We start from the raw sequence: 11,693 nt of genomic DNA on the forward strand, positions 1-11,693 counted from the left end.
GATAACCCGGAAAATATGATCAAAACTCACGACGGAATCGGCAACGGGGGGTCCGCCAGTGACGGAATATGCAATCGAGGCCCGCAACGCGGTCAAGGCGTTCGGGCAGGGCGATGTGGCGGTCAGGGCGCTGGACGACGTTTCCATCCAGATCCGAAAGGGTGAGTTCTTCACCCTGCTTGGCCCCTCGGGCTGTGGCAAAACCACGTTGCTGCGGCTGATCGCGGGGTTCGAAACCCCGACTTCGGGGCAGATCCTGCTGGACGGGCAGGACATCACCGCCCTGCCCCCGAACCGCCGCCCGGTGAATACGGTGTTCCAAAGCTATGCGCTGTTCCCGCATCTGACGGTGGCGCAGAACGTGGCCTTCGGGCTTCAGATGCTGGGCCGCCCCAGGGCCGAGGTTGACCGGACGGTCGAACGCATGCTGGCGCTGGTGAAGCTGGAGCCGATGGCCGGACGTAAGACCTCGCAGCTTTCGGGTGGGCAGCAACAACGCGTCGCACTGGCCCGCGCGCTGGCGCCCACGCCGAAGGTTCTGCTGCTGGATGAACCGCTTTCGGCGCTGGACCTGAAGCTGCGCAAGGAAATGCAGGTCGAACTCAAGCGCCTGCAAACCGAAACCGGCATCACCTTCGTCTTCGTCACCCACGATCAGGAAGAAGCCCTGACCATGAGCGACCGCATCGGGGTGATGAGCGCAGGCAAGCTGCAACAGGTGGGCGCCCCGCGCGAGATTTATACGACGCCGGTCAACCGCTTCGTCGCCAGCTTCATCGGCGAGACGAATTTCCTGCCCGCCGTGCTGGGTGCCACCGGGGCGGTGCTGGGCAGCGGTGATGTGCTGGCGCTGAGCACCGGCGGCAAGACCGGCCCCGCCACTTTGGCCGTCCGCCCCGAACAGGTGCGGCTGGTGCCTGCGGGCGAACCGGGCAGCCTGCCCGCCACCATCACCGGCTGGGTCTATTTCGGCACCGACACCCATGTGCATCTGGCGTTGCGCGACGGCACCGAGGTGGTGGCCCGCCTGCAAAGCGGCGCGACCGGCGACAGCGCCCTGACGAAGGGCGAGGCGGTGGGCCTGCGCTTCACCGATGGCGCGCTTCAGATCCTGGGGGACTGAGCCATGAGCATGGAAAGCGAGGCCCGTTCCCGCCAGACCCGCCGCGCCTGGGCACTTTCGACACCGGCGCTGCTGCTGCTGTTCCTTGCCGCCGCCGGGCCGCTGCTGATCGTGCTGGTCTATTCCTTCCTGCTGCCGGGCAAATACGGCAATGTGGAATGGGGCTTCAGCCTTGATGGCTGGCGCGGCATCCTTTATTCCCGCGATATCTTCGACGGGTCACTGAAGCTCGCCGACGCGCATCTGACGATCTTCTGGCGCTCGGTCAAACTGTCGCTGCTGACCACGATCATCACCTTCGTCGTGGGCTTTCCGACGGCATGGTTCATCGCCACAAGGGCGCCGAAAGCGCGGGCCATGTGGCTGTTTCTCATAACCATTCCGTTCTGGACCAACCTGCTGATCCGCACCTTCGCGATCAACGAGGTTCTGCGCAACGAAGGTATCGTCAACACCGTGCTGACCAAGGCCGGGCTGATTGATGCTCCAATCCGCATGATCAACACCGATTTCGCGGTGCTGGTGGGCATGGCCTATGTCTATCTGCCGCTGATGGTGCTGCCGCTTTTCGCCGCGATCGACCGTTTCGACATGAAGCTGCTGGAGGCGGGATACGACCTTTACGCCAGCCGCATGGCCGTGCTGCGCCGGGTGATCCTGCCCATCGTCAAACCGGGGATCGTGGCGGGCTCGATCCTCGTCTTCGTGCCCTCGCTGGGGGCCTATGTGACGCCGCGCGTGCTGGGCGGAGGCAAGAACATGATGATCGGCAATTTCATCGAACTGCAATTCGGCCAGGGCCGCAACTGGCCGCTGGGTGCGGCACTGTCGATGGCGCTTCTGATGATCGTCATGGTAGCGCTGCTGGTCTATGTGCGCGCCGCGACGAAAGGGAGCAACCCGCATGGCTGACCGCAACTTTTCAGCCACCCGCATTCCGGGCTTTGCCACCATCGCCGTCGCCGCCTTTGTCGTGCTTTACCTGCCGATCTTCACGCTGGTGATCTATGCCTTCAACGCAGGGCAAAGCATCGCGGTGTGGGAAGGTATCTCGTTCCACTGGTTCGCAAAGGCCTGGGCCAACGAGGCGGTGAAATCTGCGACGCTGCGCTCGCTGATCATCGCGGTCTCGGCCTCGGCCATCGCCACCAGCGTGGCCACCATGGCCGCGCTTGGCACCACCCGCCGCCCGGCCTTTCGGGGGCAGACCTTCATCTATGTGATGATCAACCAGCCGCTGATGGTGCCGGAAATCGTGACCGCCGTTGCCTTGCTGATCTTCTTCGGGGTCATCAAGCAGGCGACCGGCTATCAGGGCCTCGGCTATCTGATCCTGGCCCATACGGCCTTCTGCATTCCCTTTGCCTATCTGCCGATCCGCGCCCGGCTGGAAGGGATGGACCTCAGCCTCGAAACTGCCGCCGCCGATCTTTACGCCTCGGACTGGCAGACCTTCCGCTTTGTCACCCTGCCCCTGCTGTTTCCGGGAATCATCGCGGGCGCGATGCTGGCCTTCGTCATCAGCCTTGACGATGTGGTCATCACCGAATTCGTCAAGGCGGGCGGGCAGGATACGCTGCCCACCTACATGCTGGGTCAGATGCGCCGCGCCATCACGCCCGAAGTCAATGCAATCTCCACAGGTCTGCTTGCGCTGACCGTGGTTCTTCTGACCGCGTTCTTTCTGCTGACCCGCAAGAAGGGCTGAAGCCCCGAACCCTAGCCACCACCAACAAGGAGAGAAGATATGAAGAAACTGCTTGGTGCCAGCGCCCTGCTGCTGGCCAGCACCAGCCTCGCCCATGCCGCGGGCGAACTGCAACTCTTCAACTGGGGCAATTACACCAGCCCCGAGCTGCTGGAGAAATTCGAGAAAGAGACCGGCATCAAGGTCACCGTCACCGACTACGACAGCAACGACACCGCGCTCGCCAAGGTCGAGGCAGGCGGGCATGGCTTTGACCTTGTGGTGCCTTCGGCCAACTATGTTCCGATCTGGGTGGAAAAAGGCCTGCTGACCGAACTCGACCGTTCCAAATTGCCGCATTTTGGCAATATCGCGCCGCAGTGGATCGACGTGGCCTGGGACAAGGGCCGCAAATATACTGTGCCGTGGCAATGGGGCTCGACCGGCATCGCCGTGAATACCTCGGTCTATGGCGGTGACATCAACACCTCTGCCGTCTTTCTGGACGTGCCGGAAGAGCTGAAGGGCAAGATCAACGTCGTGCCCGAGATGAACGACGTGGTGAACCTCGCGATCTGGTATGTCGGGGGCGAACCCTGCACAGAAGATACCGAGGTACTGAAAAAGGCGCGTGATGCGCTGCTGGCCGCCAAGCCCGACTGGCTGAGCATGGATTACGGCGCAACCGAAAAGCTGTCGAACAACGACTGGGCCGCCAGTGTGAACTGGAACGGCTCGACCATGCGGGCGCGTCTGGCCAATCCGGCGGTGAAATACGGCTATCCGAAGGAAGGCTACCCACTGTTCATGGATTCGGTCGGTCTGCTGGCTGACGCCAAGAATGTCGAGGAAGCCTACAAGTTCATCGACTTCATCATGCTGCCGGAAAATGCGGCCATGCTGTCGGCCTTTGCCCGCTACGCCAATGGCATCACGGGTTCCGAGGAATTCATGCCCGAGGACATGAAGACCGCGCCGGAAGTGGTGACCCCCGAAGAGTTTCAGGCGTCGGGCCACTTCCTGCCGACCTGTTCGCCCAAGGCGCAGGAATACATGACCGCGATCTGGACCGAGCTTCAGAAGTAAACGCGGGCTCTGAGGTCGGGGCGGGGGGCTGTCTCCCCCCGCACCCGCGAGGATATTTATGAACAGATGAAGGAGGAAAGCGTGGAGCTTTCCGGGTTGAGCGCTTCGGACCTGTCGCGGCTGATTGCCGCGCGCGAGGTGAAGCCGTCTGAGGTGATGGCGGCGCATCTTGACCGCATGGCGGCGGTGAACGGGGCGGTGAATGCCGTGGTATCAGCACGCGATCCCGATGTGCTGATGGCCGAGGCGCGGGCAGCGGATGAGATGGCACCGCGCGGCTGGCTGCACGGGATGCCCCACGCGGTGAAGGATCTTGTGGCGGTGAAGGGGCTGCGCAGCACTTACGGCTCGCCGCTGTTTGCCGGTTTTGTGCCGGGGGCTGATGATCTGGTGGCGGCACGGCTGCGGGCCGCCGGGGCGATTTTCACCGGCAAGACCAATACGCCGGAATGGGGCCACGGCAGCCATTCCTTCAACCCGGTCTTTGGCGTCACGCGCAATCCCTATGACCTGTCGCGCACGGCGGGCGGGTCATCGGGCGGGGCGGCGGCGGCGCTGGCGGCGCGGCTGGTGCCGGTGGCGGATGGCAGTGACATGATGGGTTCGCTGCGCAATCCGGCCGCCTTCTGCAACATCTATGGGTTCCGCCCGACCTGGGGTCTGGTGCCTTCCGATGCGGTGGGCGACACGTTCATGGCAACGATGGCGACAGAGGGACCGATGGGCCGCACGGTCGAGGATGTGGCACGGCTGCTGGGCGTGCTGGCAGGCGAGAACCCCGAAGTACCGTTCGGCCGCGCAGTGGAACCCTATGCAGACCGGCTGGAGATCGACCTCCGAGGGCTGCGCATCGGCTGGCTGGGCGACTGGGGCGGCGCCTATGGTTGCGAGCCGGGGATTCTGGACCTGTGTCAGGCCGGATTGCGGGTGCTGGAGGATCAGGGCGCGCGGATCGAGCCCGTCGCCCCACCCTTCCCGGCCGAAAAGCTGTGGCAGGCCTGGCTGACGCTGCGCGCCTTCCTGAATGCCGGAGCCAAAGGCGGAATGCGCGCCGATCCGGCGAAATGGGACCAGCTCAAGCCCGAGACGCAATGGGAGATCGAACAGGGTCTGCGCGTCACAGCCGCCGAGGTGCATGAGGCGAGCGTCATCCGTTCACGCTGGTATGCCCGCGCAGCCAGACTGTTCCGGCAGTATGACGCGCTGGTGATGCCCACCGCGCAGGTCTGGCCCTTCCCCGCTGACTGGCGCTGGCCGCAGGACATCGCGGGGCGGAAGATGGACACCTATCACCGATGGATGGAGGTGGTGGTGCCCGTCAGCCTGATCGGCCTGCCATCGCTGGCCGTGCCCTGCGGATTCGGGCCGCAGGGTCTGCCGATGGGGATGCAGATATTTGGTCCGACCGGGGCAGATGCGAAGGTGCTGGCCATCGGCCAGCAATATCACCGCGCGACCGACTGGCCAGGGCGTCAGCCGCCGGTAGTTTGATCCGGCAGCGCGACAGGTTCGGGCGGGCTGTCGCCAGCCGGCGTAGCCAGCAGCAGAGCCGGATGGCGCAAGGCCTCGTCTCCGCTGTCAAAACGCAGGCGGCACAAGCCTTCTTCGTCGCCTGTCACGACTGCCAAGGCCTGACGGTCCGGCACGGTGACCAGCGCGCCCGGCTCGCAAACCGGCAGCGCCTGCGCAGGTGTCGCCAGCAGCAGGAAGGCGAGATCAAGCCTGCGGAACACAGGTCATCTCGGTGAACAGGCTCGAACCGCCCAGCACAAAGCCCGTGCCCTCCACCCGCCCCGTCACGCCGTTCATGGTGCCTTGCGTGACCTCGAACACCCCCTCGCCCCGCCGGGTCCAGATGCTTTCGGCACCATAGTGGTCGCGCAGTTTACCGCCTTCGAGGATCTCCAGCGGGAAGGGGTCAGCCACGCCACCCGGATCAGAGCAGGCATAGGCACCCGGCGTCAGCATGCCACCCGCGCCTCCGGTGTCGGCCAGCCGCAACAGTGCATCGGGCGGGGCGGCGGTCATGTTGCCATCTCCCATGGTGACCATGCAGATCGCGCCCATGTCCTGCGTAATCGTACCCGGCCCGCTGAAGCCCGGAACAGTGACGGTCTCGCCGACCTCGCAGCCCACCAGCGGGCCAGAGGTTTCGGCCTGGACGGCGGCAGGCAGACACAGCAACAGGGCAGAGAACAGGCGCATGGGGAAACCTCGACAGAACAATCGCGCGCATCCTGCCAAAAGCACGCCGCAGGGGACAGAAAAAAATCCCCCACCCGTTTGCGGGGCGGGGGCAGTGGGGCGCCTGTGGGCGGCGCCCGGACCGCTGACTGGGGATCAGCGGATATCTTGTGTCGGACGCGGAGTCGCGCCGGTTTCCGGCGGCAGTACAGGCACGGTGATCTGCGGGAGCGTGCCGGTCAGGCTGTCGAGGAAGGCCACAAGCTGCGCGGTTTCCTCGGGCTTCAGCGCCTCGCCCAGCTGGCTTTCGGCCATGATTTCCACCGCGACATCCAGATCCCAGACCTTGCCGGAATGGAAATAGGGCGCGGTCAGCGCAATGTTGCGCAAAGGCGCAGCACGGAAGACATATTCGTCGTCCGCTGTCTCGGTCACGGCGAAGCGCCCCTTGTCACCGACAGGCAGCACATCGGCGCCGGGCTTTTCGACCAGACCGAAGGGGTAATAGCCATGGCCGCCGATATTGACGCCCGAGTGGCAGGACGAACAGCCCTTGTCCATGAACAGTTGCAACCCGGCCCGCGCCTCCGTCGACAAGGCGTTGTCATCGCCATTCAGCCAGGCGTCGAAGGGTGCGGGGGTGATCAGTGTCGCCTCGAACGCCTCGATCGCTCTGGCCATGTTGTCAAATGTCACAGGATCGGCCTCGCCGGGAAAGGCGGTGGCGAAGGCCTCGGCATAGGCGGGCATGGATTTCAGCGTCACCACCACATTTTCGGGCGTGTTCGCCATTTCCACCCCGGCCTGCACCGGCCCCTTGGCCTGGGCCTTAAGATCATCCGCGCGGCCATCCCAGAACTGCGCCTCGTTCAGCACGGCATTGAGTGCGGTCGGCGCGTTGCGCGGCCCCTTCTGCCAGCCATGACCGACTGAAGTCTCCATATTATCGTCACCGCCCGTCGCAAGATTGTGGCACGAATAGCAGGAGAACACGCCCGAGGCTGACAGTCGCGGATCGAAGAACAGCGACTTTCCAAGCGCGATCTTGTCCGGCGTCACCGGATTGTCCTTCACCGCCGGAATGGTGGAGGGCAAGGGCCTGAACGCCTCCAGTGCGGCGTCGCGCAGGGCATCGGCCTGCGCCGCCCCTGTCATGAGCGTGGTGGCCAGTAGCAGGATGGTCAGCTTGCGCATCCCGGTCTCTCCTCGTCTCTTGCAGCGCGTCCGGGCCCAGACTGCCCTGTCTGGTCGCTGCCGACTTTGAGTTAGATCAATTCTAATTCTAGTATCTCAGATAGAACTTCCCGCGCTTGCCAGCCGCGCCTGTCCCGCCTAAGCACGGGGCAGACCTTCCTGTGGTGCGTGAATGTGGCTTTATCGCCTGATCCTGCGGTTTCTGTTCCCGGCCTTGCTGGGCGTGGCACTGTGGCAGCGACTGACCGGGCGCACCGGCGCCGGGGCGCTGGCCGAACGGATGGGGTTGGGCGGACAGCCGGTGGACCTGTGGCTGCATGGCGCCTCGAACGGCGAGCTTGCCTCGGCCCGCTGGCTGGCGGAGCGGGTCATCGCGGCCCGGCCAGGGCTGCGCATGGTGGTGACCTGCAATACAGGAACCGCGCGGGCGATGGTGGCAGGCTGGAGCCTGCCGGGGGTTGCAGCCCGTCTGGCCCCCTTTGACACTCCCGGTGCGGTCAGTCGTTTCATTGCAGGCTGGCAACCGCGCACGCTGATCCTGCTGGAAAACGAACTCTGGCCTGAACGGATTGCCCGCATGGCCGGACGCGGCCCGGTGATCCTTCTGGGCGCGCGGATGTCCGAACGCTCGGCCCTGCGCTGGGGGCGCCGGGCGCCGGGCATCCTGCGGGCTGTTCTGGGCGGGGTGACGCTGGCCTCGGCACAGGATGCGGCTTCAGAGGCGCGGCTGGTCACGCTTGGCCTGCCCGCCAGCAGCCTCGGTCCCCGGCTGATGCTGAAGGCACGCGCGGCGGCAGCCCCGCCCGTCACCCTCCCCTTCTCTCCGCCGCATCCGCGCGCGCGCATCCTGCTGGCGGCTTCCACCCACGAAGGGGAAGAGGCCGTGGTGCTGGCGGCCTTTGCGACCGCGCGGGCCACTTTTGATCTGCTGATCCTCGCCCCGCGCCACCCACGCCGCAGCGCCGCCATCGCGACGCTGATCGCGGCGGGCGGGCTGCCCTATGCCACACGCTCGGCAGGCGAGACGCCGGGGCCGGAGGTGGCGGTCTACCTGGCCGATACGCTGGGCGAGATGCCGAACTGGTATGCGATGGCTGGGGCCACAGTGATCGGCGGCAGTTTCGCCGCCAGGGGAGGACATACGCCGTTTGAGCCTGCGGCCCATGGCTCGGCCATCCTGCACGGGCCTTCTGTGCATAACTTCACAGAGGTTTTCGCCTTGCTCGACAGCGGTGGCGGCGCGATTGCCACCGACGAGGCCAGTCTGGCCAGCGCCCTTACCGGCTGCAATGCGGCAACACAGGCGCGTCTGGCCGCCCGCGCCGCCGATCTGCTGACCGGCGAGGATGCCGCAGCCGCACTGCTGGGCGCGGTTCTGAATCACCTCCCCGACGCGCGTTCCGTCAGCGGGTAATCCGCCAGAAGATCATAGCGCGCGCCCTTGCGTGCCGGGTATGAGGCGTAAAGGCCGATGGCCTCGACCTGCCAGGGCCCGGCTCGAAAACCATGAGCGGCCGCCACCGCCGCTTCCAGCCGGGCGCGCTGATCCGGCTCCAGCGCTCCGGCCCGGCCCAGCGTCACATGCGGGTTGAACCCCTGTGTCGCGACCGGAATGCCCGCCTGCACCGCCACCCGCGCCACACGCGCCTGCAGGTGCCGCAGCGACCCGCTCTCCGCCACACCCGCCCAGATCACGCGCGGCCGCACTCCGCCAAACAGCCCTGCCCCTTCCAGCGTCAGGCTGAACTGAGCCGCCGCAAGTCCCGACAGCCCGTCATGCAGCGCCTCCAGCACCGGCTCGGGGTGGTCGCCCAGAAACGCCAGCGTCAGGTGAAAATCCTCCGGCTCCAGCCGCCGGGGCAAGGGCAACAGGGCCTGTAGCATGGCCAGGTCGCGGCGGATGCCTTCGGGAAGTCCGATGGCGATGAAAGCACGGATCGTCATGCGGCCTCCTGCGGGTTCGGCCCATGCTGCCGCGCCCTGCGCGGCGCTGCAACCGTCAGCGCCGCGCCAGCACGGCCAGCCGGTCACGGATCTCAGGCCGGACCGGGCCGCCGCGCGGCGGGTCAAGCAGCGTGGTGTAGATCAGTTCTGACGGCAAGGCGCGCGCGCCGCCGTTCCAGCCCAGAGCACGCAACACCGCCTCGGCGCCAGGCGACAGGCGGTCGGGCATCTCCTGCCCCGACAAAAGCCCCCAGATCGCAGCCCAGGCCCGCCCCACCGTCCACGGATTGTAGCCTCCGCCGCCAGTGACAATCAGCCGGGGCGCCAGCGGCTGCAACGCCGAAACCGCCGCCAGATAGGCCCGGTTCGACAAGGCGAGCCGCGCCAGCGGGTCTTCGGCCAGACCGTCCACCCCGCATTGCAGCACGATGGCCTCGGGCCGGTGCGCCGCCACACGCGGCAACACCAGCCGGTCCATCACCAGCGCCAGTTCGTCATCGTGAAAACCGCGCGGCACCGGCAGGTTGAAGGCATTGCCTCCCGCATCATCCTCCAGCCGCCCCGTGAAGGGCCAGCGGTTTTCCTCATGCACGGAAATCAGCAGGATCTCCGGCTGACCGGCAAAGGCCGCCTCCACCCCGTCGCCATGATGCGCGTCCAGATCGACATAGGCCACACGCGCCAGACCCGCCCGGCGCAGTGCCGCCACCCCCAGGGCCACATCGTTCAGATAGCAAAAGCCCGCAGCCCGCCCGGCAAGGCCATGATGCGTGCCCGCGCCCGGCACATGGATCACGCCGGATGGCACCGCTGCCAGGGTTTCCGCCGCCCAGAGCATCGCTCCCGCCCCGGTCGCGGGACGCCGGAACATTTCGGGGTAGCAGGGGTTGGTCAGCGTGCCGAGACCGAAGCGCGGGCGCCAGTCATCGGGCAGCGGCTGCCCGGCGCGGGTCAGGCTTTCGGCCTGCACCAGCGCCTCCAGGTAACCCGGATCGTGCAGCAGCGACAGCGCGGCGGGTTTGGCGCGCGGGCTGGTGCGATAGGCCTGCGGCGTCAGCCATCCCAATGCGCGGCACAGATCCATGACCACCGGCACACGCGGCACGCGCAACGGATGCAGCCCGCCGTAGGACGAACCACGATAGATTTCGGAGCCCAGAAACAGCGGCCCAACCGGCGCGGATGTCACGGCAGGACAGCCTCCACCGCCCCGGTGATCGCAGCCGACAGCGGGGTAACCGGCGCGCCCCAGGTGCCGCGCGGCAGGCCATCCGGGCCCAGCAGCACCTTGTTGAAATTCCAGCCGGGGGTGAAGCCATGCTCCTCTGCCATCCAGCGATAGAACGGATGCGCTCCTGCCCCGCGCACATGGGTAATGCGGGTCATCGGCAGGGTCAGATCGAAGGTCAGCGCACAAAACTCCTTGACCGCCGCGTCGTCTTTCAGCTCCTGCGCAAAATCGTCGGAAGGCACCGCCAGAACCACCAGCCCACGCGGGCCGTAACGATCCTGCAAGGCTTGCAGGGCATCATATTGCGGCGTGAACCCACAAAGGGAGGCAGTATTGACCACAAGAACAGGACGCCCGCGCCAGTCCGATGTATCCAGCGTGCCGCCGTCAATGCCATCAAAGCGGAAAGCCGGAGCCGCGGCAGCAAGGGCAGGTCCAAAACCGGCAACCGCAAGGGCGGCGCCGATCAGCATGCGACGGTGAATGCGTTTCATCCCCTGTTCCTTTCCGGCCGCCTTCAGCGCGGGGCCGCTACGGGCAATGGCCAGTTTGCGGCCCCCCGCAATCAACGCTGAACCTGGCTTCCGGTTCCCACAAGAAGGATCTGCCGTCGCAGAGGTTGGTCTTGCCGTCAGTCGAACCTATGTTCCATAATCAGGGTTCAGACAGACCCAAGATACAGAGAATCCCGCAAAGGAACATACCCGTTCTTGTGTAGCGGGCCGTAACAGGCAGGCAATGACATGACGATTGAAATGAGGCCCGAGATGCCGCCCCCCGAACCGGCGGATACCCGCACACAATACGGTGCGCTGTGCTGGCGCGCCGGTCGTGAGGGGATCGAGGTGCTGTTGATCACCAGTCGCGATACCGGGCGCTGGGTGATCCCGAAGGGCTGGCCGATTGACGGGCTCAGCCCCGAAGCCTCTGCCGCGCGCGAGGCATGGGAGGAAGCGGGGGTGGAAGGTCAGGCGGATACGCATTGTCTGGGGCTTTATTCCTACGACAAAGGGCTGGGGCGCGGCGAGGGGCCGAAACGCCAGACGGTCCCCTGTGTTGTGGCAGTCTATCCGTTGCAGGTGTCGGCCCTTTCTGGCAGCTTCCCCGAGGAAAAACAGCGCCGCCGCAAGTGGTTCCGCCCCCGCAAGGCGGCCCGCAAGGTGGTCGAGCCGGAGTTGCAGGCCCTGCTGGCCAACCTTGACAGCCGGGCGGTGTTTCCGGGCAAGACCGCTGGCGGTGCTTGA

The 11,693-nt window shown here is 65.8% G+C and carries 13 protein-coding genes; 7 read left to right on the forward strand and 6 right to left on the reverse strand.

The window, feature by feature from the left end; all coding sequences use genetic code 11:
• Nucleotides 1-58 precede the first annotated feature (58 nt).
• The 5 genes from AO684_RS08130 to AO684_RS08150 all read left to right on the forward strand — a co-directional run bounded on the left by AO684_RS08130 (nucleotide 59) and on the right by AO684_RS08150 (nucleotide 5,387).
• Nucleotides 59-1,123, forward strand: coding sequence for an ABC transporter ATP-binding protein (locus AO684_RS08130; RefSeq protein ID WP_054302247.1), 1,065 nt, complete (start codon nucleotides 59-61; stop codon nucleotides 1,121-1,123).
• 3 nt (nucleotides 1,124-1,126) lie between these two features.
• Nucleotides 1,127-2,035, forward strand: coding sequence for an ABC transporter permease (locus AO684_RS08135; RefSeq protein ID WP_054302248.1), 909 nt, complete (start codon nucleotides 1,127-1,129; stop codon nucleotides 2,033-2,035).
• On the forward strand, nucleotides 2,028-2,831 hold the full coding sequence (locus AO684_RS08140; RefSeq protein WP_054302249.1) for an ABC transporter permease: 804 nt from the start codon (nucleotides 2,028-2,030) through the stop codon (nucleotides 2,829-2,831). Before AO684_RS08135 ends, AO684_RS08140 begins: the two co-directional genes overlap by 8 nt.
• A 39-nt stretch (nucleotides 2,832-2,870) precedes the next feature.
• The gene (locus tag AO684_RS08145; protein ID WP_054302250.1) at nucleotides 2,871-3,896 is read left to right on the forward strand and encodes an extracellular solute-binding protein; all 1,026 of its coding nucleotides are present in this window, start codon (nucleotides 2,871-2,873) and stop codon (nucleotides 3,894-3,896) included.
• Between the two features lie 66 nt (nucleotides 3,897-3,962).
• Entirely contained in the window at nucleotides 3,963-5,387 is a 1,425-nt protein-coding gene (locus AO684_RS08150) for an amidase (protein WP_235451247.1), read from the forward strand.
• Here AO684_RS08150 and AO684_RS08155 read toward each other — a convergent pair.
• From AO684_RS08155 to AO684_RS08165, 3 genes are all read right to left on the reverse strand, one after another.
• Entirely contained in the window at nucleotides 5,369-5,629 is a 261-nt protein-coding gene (locus tag AO684_RS08155; protein WP_054302251.1) for a hypothetical protein, read from the reverse strand. The two genes, AO684_RS08150 and AO684_RS08155, sit on opposite strands and share 19 nt — an antisense overlap.
• The gene (locus AO684_RS08160; protein ID WP_054302252.1) at nucleotides 5,613-6,101 is read right to left on the reverse strand and encodes a hypothetical protein; all 489 of its coding nucleotides are present in this window, start codon (nucleotides 6,099-6,101) and stop codon (nucleotides 5,613-5,615) included. The genes AO684_RS08155 and AO684_RS08160 overlap by 17 nt, the downstream gene beginning before the upstream one ends.
• Nucleotides 6,102-6,236: 135 nt before the next feature.
• Complete coding sequence (locus AO684_RS08165; protein WP_054302253.1) at nucleotides 6,237-7,274, reverse strand: cytochrome-c peroxidase; 1,038 nt, start codon at nucleotides 7,272-7,274, stop codon at nucleotides 6,237-6,239.
• 172 nt (nucleotides 7,275-7,446) lie between these two features.
• Between AO684_RS08165 and AO684_RS08170 the strand changes: the two genes are divergently transcribed.
• Nucleotides 7,447-8,688 carry a 3-deoxy-D-manno-octulosonic acid transferase gene (locus tag AO684_RS08170; protein WP_054302254.1) on the forward strand — a complete coding sequence of 414 codons (1,242 nt, stop codon included), beginning with the start codon at nucleotides 7,447-7,449 and terminating at the stop codon, nucleotides 8,686-8,688.
• Here AO684_RS08170 and thpR read toward each other — a convergent pair.
• The 3 genes from thpR to AO684_RS08185 are packed head-to-tail and all read right to left on the reverse strand — an operon-like array spanning nucleotide 8,655 to nucleotide 10,943.
• Entirely contained in the window at nucleotides 8,655-9,218 is a 564-nt protein-coding gene (gene thpR, locus AO684_RS08175) for an RNA 2',3'-cyclic phosphodiesterase (RefSeq protein WP_054302255.1), read from the reverse strand. The two genes, AO684_RS08170 and thpR, sit on opposite strands and share 34 nt — an antisense overlap.
• 55 nt (nucleotides 9,219-9,273) lie before the next feature.
• Nucleotides 9,274-10,407, reverse strand: coding sequence for an acetoin utilization protein AcuC (locus AO684_RS08180; RefSeq protein ID WP_054302256.1), 1,134 nt, complete (start codon nucleotides 10,405-10,407; stop codon nucleotides 9,274-9,276).
• Nucleotides 10,404-10,943, reverse strand: a complete 540-nt coding sequence (locus AO684_RS08185; protein WP_161806002.1) for a glutathione peroxidase — start codon at nucleotides 10,941-10,943, stop codon at nucleotides 10,404-10,406. Before AO684_RS08185 ends, AO684_RS08180 begins: the two co-directional genes overlap by 4 nt.
• 249 nt (nucleotides 10,944-11,192) lie before the next feature.
• Here AO684_RS08185 and AO684_RS08190 point away from each other — a divergent pair, with 249 nt between their 5' ends.
• On the forward strand, nucleotides 11,193-11,693 hold the full coding sequence (locus tag AO684_RS08190) for an NUDIX hydrolase (RefSeq protein WP_054302257.1): 501 nt from the start codon (nucleotides 11,193-11,195) through the stop codon (nucleotides 11,691-11,693).

Source organism: Gemmobacter sp. LW-1, assembly GCF_001303875.1.
In the GTDB taxonomy this organism is placed as follows: domain Bacteria; phylum Pseudomonadota; class Alphaproteobacteria; order Rhodobacterales; family Rhodobacteraceae; genus Gemmobacter; species Gemmobacter caeni.